Here is a 21,514-nt window from a genome sequence, read left to right on the forward strand (position 1 = left end):
AATGACAATCTATCATTTTGTAGGAATAAAAGGCTCTGGGATGAGTGCTTTAGCACAGATTCTATTTGATAAAGGCTTAAACGTACAAGGAAGCGATATCGATAAATATTTTTTCACTCAAAAAGCATTGGAAGAAAAGGGTATCAAGATCTTACCGTTTTCCGCAGAAAACATCCAAAAAGGACAAACGATCATTGCCGGGAATGCTTTTCCTGACACACACGAAGAAATCGTAAAAGCAAAAGAACTTGGTCTGACAGTTATCCGCTATCATAAATTTTTGGGACAATTTATTGAAAACTATACAAGCATCGCAATTACCGGTTCTCACGGAAAAACATCCACGACCGGTCTTTTATCGCATGTCCTAGAAGGGATAAAGCCGACTTCTTATCTGATCGGGGATGGAACAGGTAGCGGAACAAAGGGTGCGGAATATTTTGCCTTGGAAGCGTGTGAATACCAACGCCATTTCCTAGCTTATTCGCCTACCTATGCGATCATGACGAATATTGATTGGGATCATCCGGATTATTTCAAAAGTGTAGATGATGTTTTTGATGCGTTCCAAACAATGGGTTCGCAAGTGAAAAAAGCTGTCATTGCCCTTGGAGATGACGAACAATTACGTCGCTTGGATCTAGATATTCCGATCGTTTACTTTGGCTTTGGAGAAAATAACGAATTTATCGCGAAAAATGTCATCAAAAAGACGACAGGAACAGTCTTTGATGCGTATCATTTCGACCAAAAGCTTGGCACGTTTGAAATTCCTACTTATGGAGATCACAATGTGATGAACGCTCTAAGCGTTATTGCTTTGACAGACTATGAAGGTCTGCCTATGAAATCGGTCATTGAAGGTTTGAAGACGTTTGAAGGAGTCAAACGCCGCTTCTCTATTTCTGAAAAAGGAAATCAAGTATTGGTAGATGACTATGCGCATCATCCTTCTGAGATTCGGGCGACGATCAATGCTGCACGCCAAAAATATCCAGATAAAAAAGTAGTAGCTGTATTCCAACCACATACTTTTACCCGGACGCAGACATTCTTACAAGGTTTTGCGGAAAGCTTGAATTTAGCAGATGAAGTTTATCTCTGTGATATTTTCGGTTCAGCACGTGAAAAAACTGGAAAACTAACGATCGGTGACTTAGCTGCTAAAACAAAAGGAAACCACATTATCAAAGAAGCGCATACGGAAGAATTGCTACGCTATCCAGAAGCTGTGATCTTATTCATGGGAGCAGGAGATGTACAGAAATTCCAGGCCGCCTATGAAAAAGTATTAGAAAATAAAAATGTGAATATCAGTATCTGAAATTAAAAAAGCCAAGCGATTCACTCGCTTGGCTTTTTCTGTTTAAATAAGTCGGTCTGGATTCAAAGCCTCTAATTCCGGTAATACGAACAATCCATCTTTTCGGATAAGAACGTCGTCGAAATAGATCTCGCCGCCTCCGTATTCCGGACGTTGAATGTTGACGATGTCCCAGTGGATAGCGGAGTGGTTGCCGTTGAATGCATCGTCGTAGCATTGTCCAGGTGTGAAATGGAAACTGCCTTCGATTTTTTCATCGAAAAGAATATCCTGCATCGGTTCGTGGATATAAGGATTGACACCGATCGCAAATTCGCCGATATAACGTGCGCCTTCGTCTGTATCGAGTACTTTATTGATGCGGTCCGTATCGTTTGCGGTCGCCTCTATGATCTTGCCGTCTTTAAAGGTGAAAGAGATCTGCTCAAAAGTAAAACCTTGATAAGGAGAAGGTGTGTTATATGTTAATGTTCCGTTGATCGAGTCTTTAACAGGTGCTGTGTAAACTTCACCATCAGGAATATTCAGTTCGCCGGCACACTTGATCGCAGGGATATCTTTGATACTGAAAGCTAGATCTGTTCCCGGACCGGTCAATCTGACCTTATCCGTCTTGTTCATCAGATCGACTAAGGCTTCCATTGCTTCGCCCATTTTGCTGTAATCCAATGTACATACGTCAAAATAGAAATCTTCAAATGCTGCGGTGCTCATTTTAGCCAATTGTGCCATCGAAGAAGTTGGGTAGCGAAGTACGACCCACTTGGTCTGTTTGACACGAATATCTGTATGCATTTTGCCAACCGTTCCGCCGTTTATTTTTAGTTTGTCAGCGGGCACATCGGAGAGCTCACTGATATTGCCACCAGCACGCAAGCCGATATAAGCATCCATTTCTTTCATAACATTTGCTTCAAACGCAGCGATTTTTTCATATTGCGATGTAGTTGCACCAAGTAAGAGCGCGCGATCGATCTCTGGTTCTTTTAGAGATACAAACGGCAAGCCGCCTACGCCATATGCTTCTTCTACTAACGCAGCAACGAGTTCTTTTTGCACACCGAAATTCTCGATCAATACTTTCTCGCCTTTGCCTAGTTTTACGGAATAATGAATTAAATTATGTGCTAATTTTTGAATACGTGGATCTTTCATTCCCTTGTTCCTCCCTAAATAGTAAAATGAGATTTCTCTATCTATTTTACGCGAAAAAGTAAGAATTGCAATGTTGTTACCGTTTTAGTTTTCATTTAGAGGTATAATTGGTAGAATGTATATAACCCTAATTCTGGAGCCATTATTTGCATAATTTTTTTGACAGCAAGTTTTACATATTCTAAGAGAGGGTAAGAATTAAGAAAACGGAGGTGTGGATAGATGATAGATATTTTATATATTGCCGCATTAATTGCCGCAATCGCATTACTCATCATTGCTATTTACTTAGGAAAAACATTAAAATCAACATCGCAAACTTTAGACGAGGTAAAAGGATCTCTAGATAAGATCACAGTGGAAGTACAGGGAATAACTGGGCAGGCAACGAATCTGCTTGATAAAACAAATGTATTGCTGGAAGATGTGAACGGGAAAATTTCTAAAATCGACCCTGTATTTGATGCAGTCGGCGATATCGGAACTTCCTTGTTCGGACTTAGCAAATCCGTTCGCGAACTTGCTGAGCTTGCTACAAACAAAGTAGAGCAGAATGATACTAAAATTGCCCAAGCACTTTCTTTTAGTAATTCTATTCTGTCGTTCCGTAATAAGATGAAAGCAAAAAAAGCTGCAAAACAAGCAGCAGAAGAAGCAAGCGAAATTTAAAAAATCAGGAATATGGAGGTAACAAACATGGGACAAAAAGATGGTATTAATTCAAAAGACTTTTTGATTGGTGGATTTATCGGAGCAGCGATCGGTGCTTCCGTCGCATTACTTTTAGCACCGAAATCTGGTAAAGAACTACGCGGAGATTTAAATGACCAAGTAGATAACTTAAAAGAAAAGGGCAATCAATGGAAAGATGTTGCCTATGAAAAAGGAATCGAAATCGGTAATGCTGCTAAAGACCGCAAAGAAAAAATCGTGGATTCAGCTAATGGACTTGTCGATGTAGTCAAAGATAAATCTGGTAAATTAGCAGATACAGTTGTGAAACAAGGTAAAAATGTGAAAGATACGATTTCTAGCAATGCAGAAGAAAACAAAGAAAGCTTTAAAGAAGCAGCAGAAAACATTAAAAAAGATGCGAAAGATGCTGCCCAAGATGTTTCTTCAGAAGCAAAGCAAACCAAGCAAGATGCTGAAAAAGAAGTACAAGAAGCAAAAAAAGAAGCTGAAAAAAAATTAAAAGAAGCTAGAAAAGAAAATAATTAAGTAACAGAAGGAGACCGCTTGCCACCATGGCAAGCGGTCTTTTTCAGTCTACGTTGATAAAATCTAGTGTTTCTCTATAATTAGTTCGTACTTTCTTGTGTTAATCTTAAAAATATATATACAAGGTGCAAGTGATGATCCGAAAATGGATAACCTACACCGTTTATGTAGTCGTCGTTCCCGGCACAAATGACAAAGCAGTGTTTACATAACTTGTAAAACGTTGAACGAGATACCATGCTGATCATCTATCAAAAAAGTAAAACATAAGGGATTGTCACTCCAAACTTTACAACCAAACATTTAAATCACTTGTCAACTTTGCAAATCCATGTTAGTATTATTTATGTGCTTAAAGGCTTTAACGCTTAAAAGCGATTAAGTAGAAAAGCGGATATGTGACAAATCTTTTCTTTTCCTTTATAATTATTGTTAACAAAAGAGCATTCATGAAAGGTGGAAGCAAGAAATGGGTAATGACAGATTAGAAGAATTACGCGCAGAAGTAGATCGATTAAATATCGAACTGCTAGAAAACATCAATAAAAGAGGCAATCTAGTCCAAGAAATTGGTAAAATAAAAGGTGTCCAAGGATCGCTCCGCTTTGATCCGCTACGTGAGCGAGAAATGCTGAACCACATCGTGGAAGCGAATAAAGGACCGTTTGAAGATGCAACGATCCAAAACATTTTTAAAGAGATCTTCAAAGCAGGTTTGGAATTGCAAGAGGAAGATCATTCCAAAGCGTTACTTGTTTCTCGTAAAAATAAAAAAGAGGATACGATCGTTGATGTCAATGGCCTAAAAGTCGGTAATGGCGAACCTGTTTTTGTTTTCGGACCATGTTCGGTAGAATCTTATGAACAAGTAGCAGCTGTAGCGGCTTCCATCAAAGGGAAGGGCTTGAACCTTATCCGCGGTGGTGCATTCAAACCGCGTACTAGCCCATATGACTTCCAGGGTCTTGGCTTAGAAGGTCTGAAGATCTTGAAACGTATTTCGGACGAATTTGGCTTGAGTGTTATCAGCGAGATCGTAACACCAGCTGATATCGAAACAGCACTTGACTATGTCGATGTGATCCAGATCGGTGCTCGTAACATGCAGAACTTTGAATTACTAAAAGAAGCTGGGCGTGTGAATAAACCGATTCTTTTGAAACGCGGTCTTTCAGCAACGATCGAAGAATTCATTGGTGCAGCCGAATACATCATGTCGCAAGGGAACGGAAACATCATTCTTTGCGAACGCGGTATCCGCACTTACGAAAAAGCGACCCGGAACACACTGGATATTTCTGCTGTTCCAATCTTGAAAAAAGAAACCCATTTACCAGTTATGGTTGATGTGACCCACTCCACTGGACGTAAAGATCTACTATTGCCATGTGCGAAAGCTGCCTTAGCGATCGAAGCGGACGGCGTAATGGCGGAAGTACATCCAGATCCAGCAGTAGCACTGTCTGATGCTGCCCAACAAATGAATATTCCAGAATTCGATGCTTTCTGGGAGAATATTATGAATTCACGAGTTGCCCCGCAAGTAGTTCGTTAATCGAATAAGGATCAAACTGTGATTCCTGTAGCGATACTAGGATCACAGTTTTTTTATGGAAAGGAGGTTCCAGATGAAGTATTTGAAAAGACAACCAAAAGTCTTTTATTTCAAGCAAGATACTATTTCCAACGATAAAAAATGGATTGTCCAAGTCAAGCATGGGTCACATATAATAAGACAAGACAGGCACGCCATTTCGGTTAATGGACAGCCTCTGGTCAAAAATGAAGCTAATAGCGATAGTAGCCCAACTTGCGAAAAAATGCTCGCCTTGGGAAACATGGACAGAAAGGAAGTGCACATCGCTGAAACAGCGCTTTATCGTCAAGTAATGAATGAGGAATATTCCACTTATGGGGCACTTTTGCATGCTTGCGAGCCGCTCTTCAAGCTGTTTAAAAGTGGGTATTACCAAGTGGAGGTAAAGCATTTGGTCCCAACAGACGGTGCTGGAAATTGGTTTCAGGAGTTGCCGACAGATTCCCAGAATTTCCCGGCTTCTGTCGATCTTTTTTACCGACAAGAAGGAAACGAACCCTTTGCTTATGAGTCGGAGCCAGCTTTTTTGGTGCCTACACAATCAAAAGATAGCCTTGAGCCTCAGACTATCTTAGAGTATAAGGAAAAATCATTTATGGGGCGGGGTTTTGCTACACATTTTGTTGGGTTTTACGCCTGCTTATTGGATGGACATCATAAAGCAACAGCAGCTTTTCAAAAACGTGAATGGCTAGAATGCGTGGTTGTGTCAACAATCAGAGAGGTAAATAAAAAAAGACTCCAACCAATAAATCTGGATGAGCTTATCTCTGTTCCAAAAGCAATGCCGCAACTGCATGATTTACCAACGCTACAAGAATATTACCATTTGATGGATTTTAGTAAAAAACATACGGAAAAGATTTGTGTTTCAACAGATTTTGCGCAACTAGATGAAAATGAAATCACGCATTTGATTGATTTTACTTATTTCACTGCTCCGGCAGAATATCTGGAACTTTATCCAGTACTTGCTATTGATCCTTATCGTATTCATTTGATCACTATCTTTCGAAATTGCTCAATATGCAAAAACACGAAGAAGAACGAGAAGCGATTCTGTTAGATTATCTCATCCAAGATGACGGGGAAAATCCAAAGCTTACGAAAAAGTGTGTGCATTATTTTCGCTAAACGATAGCACATAAAAAGTTTCAATCACTTTATTAGAACGATGTAGTCTAAATCATGCTAAAATACTATGAAAATTAATGAAAATAAAAAGTGAAATAAATTGCATAAGCTTTAAAACTATCGTATTATATAGTGAGAGCAATATTGTTTGCGTTTTCAAAACGGAGATAAATTTTAGGTAATGGAGAGTGAATAGAGATGAATGTGACCATTTATGATGTAGCTCGTGAAGCTAACGTATCAATGGCAACTGTTTCTCGAGTGGTCAACGGGAATCCGAATGTAAAGCCTGTGACCAGAAAAAAAGTATTAGACGTGATCAATAAACTTGGGTATCGCCCGAATGCAGTAGCACGTGGACTTGCTAGTAAGAGAACCACGACGGTCGGTGTTATCATCCCAGATATTTCAAATGTATTTTATGCAGAATTAGCTCGCGGGATCGAAGACATTGCGACGATGTATAAATATAATATTATTTTAAGTAATTCGGATGAAAACGAGATGAAAGAACTTCAAGTTCTGAACACATTGCTAGGGAAACAAGTGGACGGGATCATTTATATGGGTGAACGTATTTCCGAACAGCTACAAGAAGAATTCGACCGTTCTCCAGCGCCAGTCGTACTTGCTGGTTCAGTGGATCAAGCAAATAAACTTGCTTCGGTAAATATCGATTATCGGGAAGCAACAAAAGCTGCTGTAAAACGCTTTATTGAAAACGGTCACGACAAGATCGCCTTTGTGATCGGTTCTTTAAACGAGCCTGTCAATCGTGATCTGAAACTGGGCGGTTATAAAGATGCATTAGAAGAAGCTGGCATTGCCTACGACGAAACTTATGTATTAGAAGCGGACTATAATTATGCAGCGGGTGTCAAAGCTTGGGAAGAACTAAGCAACCTTGCGCATACACCAAACGCTGTAATTGCAGCTGATGACGAACTAGGTGTAGGTATCTTGAATGCCGCTCTTGACGCTGGTGTCAGTGTTCCTGATGACCTTGAGATCATCACTAGCAACAATACGAAATTAACATTGATGACAAGACCTCAATTATCGACAGTCGTACAACCATTATATGACATCGGTGCGGTAGCAATGCGTCTGCTTACGAAATTGATGTCCAGTGACGAAGTAGATGAAAAAGCAGTGATCCTGCCGCACAGCGAAAAGTTCCGCGGCACAACAAAAAACAAATCTTGACAGTCATAAATAGGATATGATATATTTATGAAAATTTCATAATGCAAAGCAATGAACGGACGAAGTAGTCGCTTTTCCCTATTTCAGAGAGCTGGTGGTCGGTGTGAACCAGTATAAAAAAGCAGATGAATTACATCCGGGAGCATATTCACGCAGGAAATGGCGTGAACGGTGAAAAATCGTTATCTTATCAAGTGGGAAACTTCGAGCCAAGTTTCCAACAAGGGTGGTACCGCGTATCCAACGTCCCTTCGTCATTGACGAGGGGACGTTTTTTATTGCAACTGTTCCGCCGAGAGGCGGTTACAGTTGCAATACAAGATCGAGCAAAGCGAGAGGTTGATCCATGAAGAACTGTTCCGCCGAGAGGCGGTTACAGTTGCAATACAAGATCGAGCAAAGCGAGAGGTTGATCCATCAAAAGATAAGTCCACTTCATTGCATTTCAAAACACACCAACCAAGGAGGAAAAAAATGAATATCATTGAAGAACTAAAATGGCGCGGAGCCGTTTACCAACAAACAGACGAGGAAGGCTTGAAGGAATTAGTAGAAAAAGAATCGATCGCGCTATATTGCGGAATCGATCCTTCCGGTGATTCTATGCATATTGGTCACTTGATTCCGTTTATGATCTTGCGCCGCTTCCAAAAAGCCGGACATACACCGATCGTGTTAGTCGGCGGGGCAACGGGGACTATTGGGGATCCAAGCGGTAAAAAAGAAGAGCGTCAATTGCAAAGCATTGAACAGATTCAAAAAAACGTGGAAGGTCTGCGTAGTCAGCTGGGTCAAATTTTTGAGTTTGAAGGTGCGCATGCGGCGAAAATGGTCAACAATTATGATTGGACCAAAGAATTATCGATTCTAGACTTTTTAAGAGATTTTGGGAAAGAATTCAACGTGAATATCATGCTTTCTAAAGATGTTGTTGCTTCCAGACTCCAAAACGGAATCAGCTTTACGGAATTCAGCTACCAAATCTTACAAGCAATGGACTTTTTACATTTATACCAACACGAAGACTGTCGTCTGCAGATCGGTGGAAGCGACCAGTGGGGCAATATCACAGCCGGACTCGACCTGATCCGTAAAAAAGAAGGCGACAAAGCGAAAGCGTTCGGCTTAACGATCCCGTTATTAACAAAAGCAGATGGTACAAAATTTGGGAAAACAGAAGGCGGTGCTATTTGGATCAACCGCGAAAAAACAACACCGTATGAGTTTTACCAATTTTGGATCAACACGGACGACCGCGATGTCGTTAAATACTTAAAATACTTTACTTTCTTATCGCAAGAAGAAATTGCCGAGTTAGAACAAAAAATGATAGAAGCACCGCATTTGCGAGAAGCACAAAAAAAATTGGCTGCAGAGATCACTACATTTGTTCATAGTGAAGAGGATCTGAACCAAGCTATCAAGATTTCAAACGCTTTATTCAGTGGGGATATCGCTTCGCTGACTGCGGAAGAAATTGAACAAGGCTTCAAAGATGTTCCGACCATCCAAGCTACCAAAGAAGATGCTAAATTAGTGGATTGGCTAGTAGAAAGCGGAATCGAACCTTCCAAACGCCAATCACGCGAAGATATCTCCAACGGTGCCATTTACTTGAATGGCGAACGTTGTCAAGACTTGGAAAAGGTTATCAGTAGTAGCGATCGCATTGAGGATAAATACTTGATCATCCGTAAAGGAAAGAAAAAATACTTTTTGATTCAATATTAATAAAGAGTGAATTTGCTGGGTGAGAAAAAGGCAGAGGAGGGAAGCAGATGGATCGAAAAGCAGAATGGAAACTGACGCATGAAAAAATCTTAACAGTAGCGACGGATCTATTTATGAAAAATGGGTTTAAAGCAACGTCTACACGTGAGATCGCGAAGCAGTGTGGAATCACGCAGCCTAATTTATACCACCACTTTAAGAATAAAGTCACTATCTATCTAGCTGTTATTGAGACGTTGACGAGTTCGGTCAGTCAGACGTTACAAGAAATGGCGGCTGAAACAGGAACAGCGCAAGAGCTGCTGTCCCGCATGATCCACTTCTTACTTGCCACCCATCCAGCAAATTTAACAATGATGATTCATGATATCAACAATGAATTGGATGAAAAAGCAAAAATGGATATGTTTACTTTATTTCAGCAAACGTATAGTCGTCCATTTCAGCTTATTTTTGAAAATGAGTCGCTTCGTTCTGGCGTCACGGCCGCACAAGCTGCTAGTCTTGTACTTACCAATATCAGTTATTTGCTCAATATGAAAGAATTACCGCAAGAAACGGTCAGCAAGCAAGTGGAACTGACAATCGATCTTCTACTTCATGGGATTATGTAAAAACTTGTCAGGAGCCAAAGAAAAAACCAATTATACTAATTGGTTTTTTCTTATTTATTTGATTTATCGAACGATAAGTGATAAAGTTTTAGCGAGGAGGGATAGTATGTTTTTAGGGATCAATGAGATGCGCTATACAAAATTTAAATATCTACTGATCATAGCGGTGATCGGATTGATCGGCTGGCTGATTTTTACGATCAACGGTCTGGCAAATGGACTAGCGGAAGGAAATCGAATGGCAGTGGATCAATGGAAAATCGAGGGAGTCGTTCTTTCGAAGGAAGCCAATAAAAATTTGACAGGTTCCGCTTTGAAAGCAGGTATTGCAGATAAAGTTAACCATGCTAAAGCAGTAACACCTGTAAGCCAGACTTCTGCAGTTATTCAAGGAACGGATGAAGCGCAATTAAATATCAATTTGTTGGGGATTGAAAAGAATGCTTTTATAACACCAAAACTAACAAAAGGAAAACTATTTCAGCATAAGAAAGAAATCATTGTTTCTGATGGTGTCCTTAAAAAGGAATATCGGGTAGGAGACAAGGTGAAAGTAGGCGCTGATAAGGAAAAATGGAAGATCGTTGGCGCATTTGCGGACAGTTCACTGAATTTGGCACCGATAGCCTATAGTTCCATGACCTCTGTCCAAGGAATCAAATCTGCTGGACCAAATACGAATATGGTCAATGGATTATTGATCCGTGCAGCGGATATTTCTAAAGTGAAAGTCAAAGCCGCCAATACGGAATTATTGCCGACCAATACGTTTATTGAAAACTTACCCGGCTATCAAGCTCAAAATCTGACGCTGCAAACGATGAATTATTTTCTGATCGTGATTGCCTCTTTTGTAATCGGTATTTTTATTTATATCATGACCTTGCAGAAGCAAGCGATTTTTGGGGTCTTGAAAGTACAGGGGATTCCAACCGCTTATCTAGCACGTTCGGTCGTGGCGCAAACATTTGTCCTTGCTATGATCGGTATTGTGATCGGCTTTATACTTACGGTCGGAATTTCACTTGTCATGCCAGATACACTGCCCTTTCGCTTAGATTATTTGAAATTGCTGAGTGATATGGGATTGATACTGCTTGTTTCTGTTGTTGGCAGTCTGGTATCGATTCGGACGATTGTGAAAATAAATCCTTTAGTAGCGATAGGAGGTTGACAGAGATGACAGCAATATTGACAATGCAAGATGTGACGAAATCATTTGGAACGGGTCATACGCAAGTGACCGCAGCCAAGCATATCAACTTTACAATGGAAGAAAATGAATTGGTTGCAGTGATTGGACCGTCTGGTTCCGGGAAAAGCACTTTTTTGACATTGGCGGCAGGTTTGCAGATGCCTTCAGAAGGAGTGGTCCAAGTCGGTGATCAGCCGCTCCACCAACTTTCAAAAAAAGAACTGGTTCAGCTGCGTTTCCATGAGATTGGCTTTATCCTACAAAACACAAATTTAGTTCCTTTTTTGACAGTGAAAAAGCAATTTGAACTAATTAATAAAATTAACAAAAATAAATCGACAAAATATGTGGAATTACTGGAATCTTTGGGTATAAAAGAGTTAATGGACAAATTCCCTCAAGAATTATCTGGTGGAGAACAACAGCGGGTCGCGATCGCGATCGCTTTGTACCACGATCCGCAAATTATTTTGGCAGATGAGCCGACAGCGAGTCTTGATTCCGAACGTGCTTTTGATGTTATGCGGATATTGGCAAAAGAATGTAAGCGAACACGCAAGGGGATCATTATGGTAACGCATGATGAACGTCTTTTAAGTTACTGTGACCGTGTAGTACGAATGAAAGATGGTGTGCTTACAAATTGATAAAATGAAGGAGCAGGAAATGACGAAAGTGACAATTATCGGGGCTGGCGTGGCTGGTTTGTGTGCCGGGATCCGATTGCAGAAGCAAGGCTATCAAGTGACGATTTATGAAAAGAATGATAAACCGGGCGGGAAAATGAATCAAATCAAAAAGAATGGTTTTACTTTTGATCTGGGCCCAACGATCGTAATGATGCCGGATATCTACCGCGAAGTTTTTACAATGGCAGGGGAAGATCCGGACTTATATTTAGACATGCAGCCTTTAAATCCGATGTATACCGTTTTCTTTGGGGAACAGTATGAGGAGAAATATGGCGTTTCCTCGGAACTGAGCGAGCTGATGAAAATGTTGGAAGGAATCAGCGAAGAGGATGCGCAAGGCTTTCTGCAGTATCTGCAAAATATTTATAAACGTTATTTGACAGCGAAGAATCACTTTATTCTAAAATCCTTCAATCGCTTTAGCGACTTTTATAATCCGAATACGATTCGTCAAGGACTCAAATTAAAAACTTTTGATACTGCGGAAAAGTCGATTGGGAAATACGTGAAAAATGAACGGATTCGCAATATGTTGAGTTTCCAAACGCTATACATCGGGATCTCTCCTTACCAAGGACCATCGATTTATACCATGATCCCGATGATCGAATTGCTATATGGCATTTGGTTTATCAAAGGTGGCATGTATACCTTAGTGGAAAGTCTAGTAGCTGTTTATCAGAAGTTAGGCGGCGAACTCCATTGTGAGGCAAATGTCGAGGAAATCATCGTGGAAAATAAGGTTGCGAAAGGAATCCGCGTGAACGGTAGCGTTATTGCAAGCGATGTCGTGCTTAGTAATGCAGATTATCCTTACACAATGAAACATCTGCTCAACACAACGGCAGCTGAAAATCAAAAAAGACAAAAGCAGGTAGATAAGTATGAATATTCCTGTTCCTGTTTCGTTATTTATCTAGGGTTGTCGCATAAAGTCTCTACATTGAATGTACATAATTTTTTCTTTGCTGAAGACCTGAAAACAAATCTCGAAGCCATTTTTGCAGGGGAGCGTGCCGAAGATCCATCTTTTTATGTTTACTTAGCTTCTATGTTAGACGCAGAATTAGCGCCAGAAGGAAAGGAAGGTATGTATGTTTTGGTGCCGGTCCCTTCGCTAGATAAACAAGACTGGACGGAAGCAGATACGAAGTTTTATCGAGATAAAGTCATGACCGCGCTTAAAAAGGTAGACGGCTTTGCTACTATCGAAGCGGATATCGAGTTGGAGATGTACACGACACCGCTCGACTTTCGCGATAAATTCCATGCTTATAATGGCGCTTGCTTCGGTTTGAAGCCAACGCTTAAACAAAGCAATCATTTGCGACCGCAAAGCAAGGATAAACACATCAAAAACCTCTATCACGCTGGCAGTAGTACGCATCCAGGTGCCGGAGTGCCAATCGTGATGACATCAGCGAAATTAGCCGCAGAAGCCATAATCGCAGATGAAGGAGAGAGAAGATGAGTAAAGAATTAAAAGCCGACTTCGATTACTGCCGCAAAGTCATTAAAACGAATTCGACGAACTTTTACCGTGCCTTTTCAAAAATGGATACAGAAAAAGCGAATGCGGTTTTTGCCATTTATACATTTTGTCGAAAAATCGACGATATTACAGATGATGCGGAATTGACAATAGCCGAAAAGAAAGCGCGTTTATTGATGTGGGAAAACATCTTGAAGAATCGAGCAGCTTACACAGAGATTGCTGGTGTGCAGGCACTTGATGCTACGATTTCTGCATATCGGATCGACGTTGACCTACTGCAAGAACAAATCGTTGGTCAACGCATGGATCTGGATTTTGAACAGCCATCTGATATGGAACGATTTTTGGAATATTGTTATTTTGTAGCTGGAAATCTGGGTTTGATCTTGCTGCCTATCATTTCTGTGCAGGATCAGCAGGTATGGAGAAAGGCGTGTGTCGAGCTCGGAATAGCCATGCAGATCACCAATATATTGAGAGACATCGGCGAAGATTATCAGCAATACAAGCGGATCTACTTGCCGAAAAGTATCATGACACGCTTTGGTTATTCCGAGGCTGAAATCGCAGCGCAGGAAATCAATGGGAACTTTGTAGCATTATGGGAACATTTAGCAGAGGAAGCAGATCAGCGTTATGCGTTTTTTGAGAGGGAAAGACATAATTTAGAGCAAACCGTCGAAGTCAGTGTTTTGTTCGCTGCTAGAAGCTATAATGAAATCTTGAACAGCGTGCGGAATAATGATTATGATTGTTTCACGAAGCGGGGATATGTATCGAAGCTAAAAGCAAGGGAGATCTACCGACAGTTGATTGGATAAAAAAAGAACTCTTAAACAAAAGTTTAAGAGTTCTTTTTCGATTGCCGCTATTTCGAGATTAACGGCTGTAGAATTCAACGATGAATGCTTCGTTGATTTCAGCTGCAAGCTCAGAACGTTCTGGCAAGCGGTTTAATGAACCTTCTAATTTTTCAGCGTCGAAAGTAACATATTCCGGAACGAAATTAGATACATCTAAGCTTTCTGCGATAGAAGAGTTTTTAGCAGATTTTTCACGAACAGTGATCACTTGACCAACAGAAACTTGGTAAGAAGGGATATCTACACGTTTGCCATCTACTTGAATGTGACCATGGTTAACAAGTTGACGAGCTGCACGACGAGTGCGAGCAAGACCAAAACGATAAACAACGTTATCAAGGCGTTGTTCCAAAAGGATCATGAAGTTTTCACCTTGTTTACCTGGTAATTTACCAGCTTTATCAAATGTATTTTTGAATTGACGTTCCGTCAAACCATACATGTGACGAAGTTTTTGTTTTTCTGCTTGTTGCAAACCATATTCAGATAATTTTTTGCGTTGGTTAGGACCATGTTGTCCCGGAGCGTACGGACGACGCTCTAATTCTTTACCAGTACCAGAAAGTGAAATGCCTAGACGACGAGAAACTTTCCAGCTTGGACCAGTATAACGAGCCATTAGAAGACTCCTCCTTTAATTTGTTTTTAGTATAAAAACAAACAAGACAAGCAACCAAATAAGGGCAGTTTATCTTCATATACCTTCACCTTTGCAGCCGCTGGTTACACAATATACCACAGAAAATTCTGGGGATAAACAACTTACTTATTTTTTACTCATGCTGCGTTTTACACAAATTTCAGTATAATATAGTTTAGGCTCTTTTGTCAACTGGGAGTTGTGAGGAGCTGTTTTTTCATGCTAAACTAGGATAGCAAAGGAGAGATGCAAGGTGATAAGAATAAAACAAGCAACTACGAGAGAAGAGGCCAATACAATCGCAGTTCTAGCAAAAAAAGTGTGGGAGCATACCTATATCCCGATCATCGGCAAAGCCCAGGTCGACTATATGCTGGATAAGTTCCAATCCGCTGCGGTGGTCTGGGAAAGCATCGAAGCGGGCATATATGACTATCGGTTGGCCTACATAGAAGATCAGTTAGTTGGCTACTTAGCTTTCCAGCAAAAAGAAGCAGAAATTTTCATCAGTAAATTATATGTCGATCCGGACAGACAAAAGCAAGGAATCGCAAAACGATTATTTGCGGAAGTGAGTGATCAGCCCATCATTCGTCTGACCGTTAATAAATATAACACCGTTGCGATCCAAGTTTACGAGCATATCGGTTTTGAGAAAGAAGAGGCTGTGGTTGCAGAGATCGGTAATGGCTATGTGATGGATGATTATGTGATGGTGAGAAGGCAATAAAAAAAGACCTATCGATTCGATAGGTCTCAGCTTATCCGAAAAGCGCGTTGCTTTTTATTTCATAGCTGATTATCCACAATAATATCGCGAATCTGTTCCAACCATTTTTGATCCACTTCATCAAAGCGTCCAACTTCTGGGCTGTCGATGTCCAAAACACCGATCAGTTCGTCTTCGATCGTGATCGGCACGACGATCTCGGATCTGGAAGCAGCGTCGCACGCGATATGTCCAGGAAAAGCATTGACATCTTCAACCAGATACGTGGATTGCTCTGCCGCAGCAGATCCGCAGACACCTTTTCCTAGTGGGATTCGAATGCAGGCAGGTAAGCCTTGAAACGGTCCTAATACTAATTGATCGCTACTTTCCTCATATAAATAAAAGCCGACCCAATTGATATTTTCTAAAGCTTGATTGAGGAGTGCAGAAACATTGCTGAGATTAGCGATCAAACTGGTTTCTCCGTCGATCATTGCTTTTATTTGTTTCGCACAAAGCGAGTAATTTTCTTCTTTGGAGCCATTGTATTTTGCGATTTCGATCATGGACGATCCCTCCATCTTCTACAGTCTGAGTATTATAATACGTATAAGTATAGCACATTCACTTTCGCTTGGTTATAAACATGCTTATATTTTGAAAAAAGCGTTCTTTTTTTCAAATAAGAGAAGTAATTCTGTGAAAATCGTGTTAAAATAATAATTGTGTATCCTGTTTATAGGAATAGAATCGAAATCAAAACGTACATAGAGCAAAAGCAACGAAACGGCTTTTTCTTTCAGTAGTGAATCTGATAGGAGGATATAGAATGTTCATATATATATTGCTTGCATTCGTCGTAATCGTCATTGCTATTTTAGTGAGCGGTTACTTATTAAAAAAGAGACATTATCAACAAATCAATGAATTAGAAACGAAAAAGATCACTTTATACGACCGGCCGGTGATCGATGAACTTGGAAAAGTGAAAAAGCTGAAACTAACAGGTCAAACAGAAGAACTATTTGAATCATGGCGGGAATCTTGGGATGAGATCGCGAGTAAATTATTCCCTGACTTAGAAGAGACTTTTATGGAAGCAGAAATGCATGTCGATAAATACCAATTCCGAGCAGCGACGAATGTGGAAAACGATATTGAACAAATGCTCGCTGTGATCGAAAAACAAATGGATTCCATTTTAGCCGGCTTACATGAGTTGCTTCAAAGTGAAGAAAAAAATGCGGAAGAGAGCCGCACGACCAAAGAAAAATTTGCCGGTTTAAGACGAGAAGTCTTGACACGTGGTTTCAAACTCGGCAATACGCGTGCGGAGATCGAACAAAAGCTGGATCAATTAGCACTTGAATTAAATGAATACGACCACTTGACTGATCAAGGGGACCATTTGGAAGCTCGCGAAAAAGTCAAGCATGTCCAAGTGGAACTACAGCAAGTCGAAGTCGAAATGGAAAAAATCCCGAATCTGCTTCATGAAACAGAAGTTGCGCTTCCGGATGACATCGGCAAGTTGAACGAAGGTCATGAAGAAATGGTAAGAGATGGCTTTTACTTAGCGCATTTAGAGATTCCAAGCGAAACGAGCCGGATGCGGGAGCAACTAGAAAAACTCCGTGCGACGATTCAAAATTTGGATTTGGAAGCAGCAGAAGAAGGCGTTGTAGCTTTACATAAAGAGTTGGATCTGTTCTACGATGAATTGGAAAAAGAAGTAACAGCCAAACGATTTGTGAAAGATAATCGTTCTGTGATCGGCGAAAAAATCACCAATCTTATTCAAGTTGCTGATTCCGTCGCCGTCCAAATCGAAGAAGTCAAACAAACGTACCATGTAGGGGAAGACGAACTAGCCACGTATTTGAAAACGAGCGAGAAGTTAGAAAAGCAAAGCGAATCCTACGAGCAAGTAATTACCTTATTGCAAAGCAACGAGATCGCTTTTTCTGCAGCGCAAGATACATTCAAAGAGATCGAGATCGCTCTAAATGAAATTACATTGGAGCAAGATGAATTTACCGGAGAATTACGTTCGCTCCGCAAAGACGAATTAGAAGCCCGCGATGCTGCAAGCGCGATGCGCAGAACAGTCATCGGGCTGGACCGCAAGATCGAACGTGAAAGACTGCCGGGACTCCCAGAAGATTACGTTCAGTGGCGCCTGCACTTAGGCGAATCCATCGACAACCTGGAAGCTGCTCTAGAAGCGAAACCATTGAACATGAAAACAGTTTCGCAGCATTGGCAAGTGGCGGAAGAGGATCTCAGACACCTTACAGAAAAGACAGAAGAAATGATCGAAAACGTGCAGTTGGTCGAACACGTTATCCAATATGCGAATCGTTACCGTTTATCCAATCCGGAATTAGCAGAAAGTCTTTCAGGGGCAGAATATCATTTCTACGAAGATTTCCAATATAAAAAAGCTTTGGAAATCGCCGTTACGGCTTTAGAGAAAGTCGAAAGTGGCGCCTTTAAGAAAATCGAAAAGAAATATACGGAACAAGATAACTGATCGAACTGGCTATGCCCCCGAGCATAGCCAGTTTTTATGTCTTGACAGATGTGATAAAATATATATGGTATAAATTCGGAAGCGGGGAAAACAATGATTTATTTTGATAATAGTGCGACAACTAAACCCAAAGATGCGGTTTTAGAAACATATACAAAAGTAGCGCAGCATTATTTCGCAAACCCAAGTTCATTGCACCGCCTAGGCGGGAAAGTGGATGAGTTGCTGACGGAAGCGCGCAAACAGATCGCTAGTATGCTTGCTGTGAAACCAGCAGAAATCATTTTTACTTCGGGCGGGACAGAGAGCAATAACCTGGCGATCAAGGGAATAGCACGAGCGTATCGTGCCAGAGGAAACCACATCATCACCTCGAGCATCGAGCACCCTTCTGTGCGGGAAGTGATGCAGGAGCTGGAAACGGAAGGTTTTCAAGTCACTTATTTGCCAGTAGATAAGGACGGACGTGTTTCGCCAAGCGATGTAAAAGCAGCGATCACGCCGGAAACGATCTTGGTATCGATTATGTATGTGAATAACGAAGTCGGTAGCATTCAGCCGATTCAAGCTATTGGAGAAATACTAGAAAAGTATGAGCAAATCAAGTTTCATGTCGACAATGTCCAAGGAATCGCCAAGGTGCCACTAGACATAGAAGACGCGCATATCGATCTTTTATCGATTTCCGGGCATAAGATTCATGCGCCGCGCGGAATCGGGATTTTATATAAGCACGAAAAAGTTAGTCTACATCCAGAAATGCTGGGGGGCGGGCAAGAAAACGGCTTACGCAGTGGCACGAGTAATGTGGCTGGCGCAGTGGCTTTTGCGAAAGCATTGCGACTTGCTTTTGATGAGGAAAAAGCAAAGGCTAGCGATCTGCGTGAAGTAAACAAGTATCTGCGCGAGCAACTCACTGATATCCCAGCTATTACTATCCATACGCCTGCTGAAAATGCAGCACCGCATATTTTATGCTTTACGGTAGCAGGCAAACAGCGTGGCGAAGTCATCGTGCATGCACTGGAGAAAAAAGATATTTATATCTCGACAACAAGTGCCTGCTCTTCCAGACAAAAGTTAGCCAGCAGCATCTTAAAAGCAATGGGTGTAAGTGATAACGAGGCAACAGGTGCAGTACGAGTAAGCCTCTCGTATGAAAATAGAGAGAGCGAGGCAAAGGTTTTTATCGAAGCATTGCAAGAAGTTATTGAAAATCTAAATAAAGTGGTGAAATAATGGAATTTGATAGAATCGTTATACGTTATGGAGAATTATCGACCAAAGGAAGAAATCGCAAACAATTTATCAAAACACTAGCGCATAATGTGAAAACAGCGATCTCCGACATGCCGGAAGTAAAAGTTTACGGAGAGAGAGACAGGATGTATTTGATTTTAAATGGAGCAGATCCGACCGCTATCGAAGCACGTCTGCGTCCAATTTTCGGGATCCAGTCCTTTAGTCCGGCTATTCGTACCGAATTAGATGTAGAAGAAGTGAAGAAAGCGGCGGTCGTGTTGATGACCGAACTGCAGGAACCAAATTGGACATTCAAAGTGGCGGCAAGAAGAAGCTATCGTGATTTTCCGCTTGATACGAATGGAATCAATCAAACAATCGGTGGTCATGTATTAAATGCTTTTCCTGATTTGAAAGTAGATGTGAAACAACCGGTAGTCAAGTTAACGATCGATGTTCGTAAAGAAGGTGTTTTTCTTTCAGCGAAACACATTTTAGGAGCAGGTGGTCTGCCAGTCGGAACCTCTGGCAAAGCGATGCTGATGCTTTCCGGCGGGATCGATAGTCCGGTCGCTGGTTATCTAGCTATGAAACGCGGCGTGGATGTGGAAGCTGTCCATTTTCACAGTCCACCCTATACGAGTGAAAAAGCGAAACAAAAAGCAGTGGATCTAGCTGCGACATTGAGCAAATACGGCGGTGATGTCCGTATGCACGTGGTCCCATTTACAGAAATTCAAGAAACGATCAAACAACAGATTCCAGAAAGTGTGATTATGACAGTCACCAGACGAATGATGCTCCGGATCACCGATCAGATCCGTCAAAAAGAACAAGGGCTTGCGATCATTAATGGAGAAAGTCTAGGACAAGTAGCAAGCCAAACCTTAGAGAGCATGACGGCTATCAATGCGGTTACAGCAACGCCGATCATTCGTCCTGTAGTAACAATGGATAAAAATGAGATCATCCAGATCGCCAAACAAATCGATACGTATGACCTCTCCGTACAGCCATTCGAGGATTGTTGCACCATTTTCACACCACCATCGCCGAAAACAAAGCCCAAGCTTGAAAAAATCGAGCGATATGAAAGCTTTGTTGATTTTGAGCCGCTGATCCAAAAAGCAGTAGAAGAAACGGAAAGCTTTGTGGTCGAAAGCAGCCAAAAACAAGCAAAAACCGAATTTGCCGATTTATTTTAAAAGGAAGATGATCAGGCAGGAAGACGCTTTGAACGAAGCGTCCAGCGCCTGATCTTTTTTTAGAAAGGAAAGAGACAATGAAACGAAAATCACCGTGGATCAGTTTGATCATTATCGCGATCATTGCTATTTCAGCAATTTTCAAGATCGATATTTTAGGAGAACTTGGTTTATCTGATCAACCGCAAAAACAGAAACAAACCATTACACGTTCCAATAATGCCCCGCTTTCCAATGCGGTGGATCAGACTGTATATAAAAAGTTGGCAAGCAAAAATTATCAATCAGGAGAAGCGCCCTACATAGAAGTGAATAACGGGCAAAGCAATTTGGATATCCGCAAGTGGAAAGAAAATCGCGTGATTTACGGAAACCTCGATAAATGGAACCGGACAACCTATGTGACAGCGTTTATCGATCGCAAGAACTTAGGTAAATCGAAAGGACGCGACCGCCAAATCTGGCAGCCGACTGGTTGGCACCAAAAGGAGATTGACGGCATGCCGATCTATAACCGTGGCCATTTGCTGGCGTATACATCCAGTTTCAATTTCGATCAAGACGGTAATTATAAAACCGGCGAACAAGGTAGCATCGATAATCCGAAAAACTTAGCTACGCAATCGCAATTTTCAAATCAGCATACGCAGACTTATTTTGAAAACAAGGTCCGAAATGCCCAAGCGATTCGTGGCAATAAAGTGATCTATCAAATCGTTACCGTCTTTCGTGGACAAGAAAAAATGCCGCGGGGCTATTGGCTTCAAGCAGTCGATAGTAAAGGAACTCTCCATTTCAATGTCTATAACTGGAATGTCCAACCGGGGATCGTTTTTAATTATGCGACTGGAACTTCCAAAGTAGCTAAGCAGATGAAAGTATCCACCGATAATCATTTAGCCGAATAGGAAAAAGAACATGCCGCATTGCATGTTCTTTTTTTTGCGATAAAATT

The 21,514-nt window shown here is 41.2% G+C and carries 20 protein-coding genes and 1 other annotated feature; of the genes, 17 read left to right on the forward strand and 3 right to left on the reverse strand.

All coding sequences use genetic code 11. From position 1 onward, the window contains the following. The first annotated feature begins 1 nt into the window (after position 1). Positions 2–1,324: a UDP-N-acetylmuramate--L-alanine ligase gene (murC, locus tag HMPREF0556_RS03325; RefSeq protein WP_003755502.1), complete on the forward strand. Its 1,323-nt coding sequence runs from the start codon at positions 2–4 to the stop codon at positions 1,322–1,324. Between the two features lie 42 nt (positions 1,325–1,366). Here murC and HMPREF0556_RS03330 read toward each other — a convergent pair whose 3' ends face one another. After that, positions 1,367–2,479: an aminopeptidase gene (locus HMPREF0556_RS03330; RefSeq protein WP_003755503.1), complete on the reverse strand. Its 1,113-nt coding sequence runs from the start codon at positions 2,477–2,479 to the stop codon at positions 1,367–1,369. A gap of 222 nt (positions 2,480–2,701) precedes the next feature. On the opposite strand from HMPREF0556_RS03330, the gene HMPREF0556_RS03335 reads away from it, so the two are divergent. The 11 genes from HMPREF0556_RS03335 (at position 2,702) to HMPREF0556_RS03385 (ending at position 14,185) form a co-directional block, all read left to right on the forward strand. Next, complete coding sequence (locus HMPREF0556_RS03335) at positions 2,702–3,148, forward strand: DUF948 domain-containing protein (RefSeq protein ID WP_003755505.1); 447 nt, start codon at positions 2,702–2,704, stop codon at positions 3,146–3,148. 27 nt (positions 3,149–3,175) lie between these two features. Next, on the forward strand, positions 3,176–3,700 hold the full coding sequence (locus HMPREF0556_RS03340) for a YtxH domain-containing protein (protein WP_040486435.1): 525 nt from the start codon (positions 3,176–3,178) through the stop codon (positions 3,698–3,700). A gap of 469 nt (positions 3,701–4,169) precedes the next feature. Beyond that, entirely contained in the window at positions 4,170–5,255 is a 1,086-nt protein-coding gene (locus HMPREF0556_RS03345; protein ID WP_003755509.1) for a bifunctional 3-deoxy-7-phosphoheptulonate synthase/chorismate mutase, read from the forward strand. Positions 5,256–5,328: 73 nt separating this feature from the next. Beyond that, entirely contained in the window at positions 5,329–6,363 is a 1,035-nt protein-coding gene (locus HMPREF0556_RS03350; RefSeq protein WP_040486436.1) for a hypothetical protein, read from the forward strand. A gap of 266 nt (positions 6,364–6,629) precedes the next feature. Next, the gene (gene ccpA, locus HMPREF0556_RS03355; protein WP_003755513.1) at positions 6,630–7,637 is read left to right on the forward strand and encodes a catabolite control protein A; all 1,008 of its coding nucleotides are present in this window, start codon (positions 6,630–6,632) and stop codon (positions 7,635–7,637) included. Positions 7,638–7,679: 42 nt separating this feature from the next. Continuing rightward, positions 7,680–7,891 (forward strand) — a binding site (T-box leader). 220 nt (positions 7,892–8,111) lie between these two features. Then, the gene (gene tyrS, locus HMPREF0556_RS03360) at positions 8,112–9,368 is read left to right on the forward strand and encodes a tyrosine--tRNA ligase (protein WP_040486437.1); all 1,257 of its coding nucleotides are present in this window, start codon (positions 8,112–8,114) and stop codon (positions 9,366–9,368) included. A 47-nt stretch (positions 9,369–9,415) separates the two neighbouring features. After that, positions 9,416–9,982, forward strand: a complete 567-nt coding sequence (locus HMPREF0556_RS03365) for a TetR/AcrR family transcriptional regulator (protein WP_003755518.1) — start codon at positions 9,416–9,418, stop codon at positions 9,980–9,982. 106 nt (positions 9,983–10,088) lie between these two features. Beyond that, positions 10,089–11,156 carry an ABC transporter permease gene (locus HMPREF0556_RS03370; RefSeq protein WP_040486438.1) on the forward strand — a complete coding sequence of 356 codons (1,068 nt, stop codon included), beginning with the start codon at positions 10,089–10,091 and terminating at the stop codon, positions 11,154–11,156. Between the two features lie 5 nt (positions 11,157–11,161). Further along, positions 11,162–11,824 (forward strand): ABC transporter ATP-binding protein, encoded by a 663-nt coding sequence (locus HMPREF0556_RS03375; RefSeq protein ID WP_003755522.1) that lies wholly within the window; start codon positions 11,162–11,164, stop codon positions 11,822–11,824. A gap of 19 nt (positions 11,825–11,843) precedes the next feature. Continuing rightward, positions 11,844–13,340: a phytoene desaturase family protein gene (locus HMPREF0556_RS03380; protein ID WP_040486439.1), complete on the forward strand. Its 1,497-nt coding sequence runs from the start codon at positions 11,844–11,846 to the stop codon at positions 13,338–13,340. Further along, complete coding sequence (locus tag HMPREF0556_RS03385; RefSeq protein WP_003755526.1) at positions 13,337–14,185, forward strand: phytoene/squalene synthase family protein; 849 nt, start codon at positions 13,337–13,339, stop codon at positions 14,183–14,185. The genes HMPREF0556_RS03380 and HMPREF0556_RS03385 overlap by 4 nt, the downstream gene beginning before the upstream one ends. A 58-nt stretch (positions 14,186–14,243) precedes the next feature. Here the strand turns inward: HMPREF0556_RS03385 and rpsD are convergent, their stop codons facing one another. Then, entirely contained in the window at positions 14,244–14,846 is a 603-nt protein-coding gene (rpsD, locus tag HMPREF0556_RS03390) for a 30S ribosomal protein S4 (RefSeq protein WP_003755529.1), read from the reverse strand. A gap of 274 nt (positions 14,847–15,120) precedes the next feature. Between rpsD and HMPREF0556_RS03395 the strand changes: the two genes are divergently transcribed. After that, positions 15,121–15,597 carry a GNAT family N-acetyltransferase gene (locus HMPREF0556_RS03395; protein ID WP_003755530.1) on the forward strand — a complete coding sequence of 159 codons (477 nt, stop codon included), beginning with the start codon at positions 15,121–15,123 and terminating at the stop codon, positions 15,595–15,597. A gap of 59 nt (positions 15,598–15,656) precedes the next feature. Here HMPREF0556_RS03395 and HMPREF0556_RS03400 read toward each other — a convergent pair whose 3' ends face one another. Continuing rightward, entirely contained in the window at positions 15,657–16,145 is a 489-nt protein-coding gene (locus HMPREF0556_RS03400; RefSeq protein WP_036103840.1) for a GAF domain-containing protein, read from the reverse strand. A 263-nt stretch (positions 16,146–16,408) separates the two neighbouring features. Between HMPREF0556_RS03400 and HMPREF0556_RS03405 the strand changes: the two genes are divergently transcribed. The 4 genes from HMPREF0556_RS03405 (at position 16,409) to HMPREF0556_RS03420 (ending at position 21,467) form a co-directional block, all read left to right on the forward strand. Continuing rightward, a complete protein-coding gene (locus HMPREF0556_RS03405) occupies positions 16,409–18,112 on the forward strand; it encodes a septation ring formation regulator EzrA (RefSeq protein ID WP_003755534.1) in 1,704 nt (567 codons plus the stop codon). A gap of 93 nt (positions 18,113–18,205) precedes the next feature. Beyond that, complete coding sequence (locus HMPREF0556_RS03410; RefSeq protein ID WP_003755536.1) at positions 18,206–19,351, forward strand: cysteine desulfurase family protein; 1,146 nt, start codon at positions 18,206–18,208, stop codon at positions 19,349–19,351. Next, the gene (gene thiI, locus HMPREF0556_RS03415; RefSeq protein WP_003755538.1) at positions 19,351–20,559 is read left to right on the forward strand and encodes a tRNA uracil 4-sulfurtransferase ThiI; all 1,209 of its coding nucleotides are present in this window, start codon (positions 19,351–19,353) and stop codon (positions 20,557–20,559) included. The genes HMPREF0556_RS03410 and thiI overlap by 1 nt, the downstream gene beginning before the upstream one ends. 77 nt (positions 20,560–20,636) lie before the next feature. Then, on the forward strand, positions 20,637–21,467 hold the full coding sequence (locus HMPREF0556_RS03420; protein WP_003755540.1) for a DNA/RNA non-specific endonuclease: 831 nt from the start codon (positions 20,637–20,639) through the stop codon (positions 21,465–21,467). Positions 21,468–21,514 lie beyond the last annotated feature (47 nt).

Source organism: Listeria grayi DSM 20601 (assembly GCF_000148995.1).
Taxonomy (GTDB): Bacteria; Bacillota; Bacilli; order Lactobacillales; family Listeriaceae; genus Listeria; species Listeria grayi.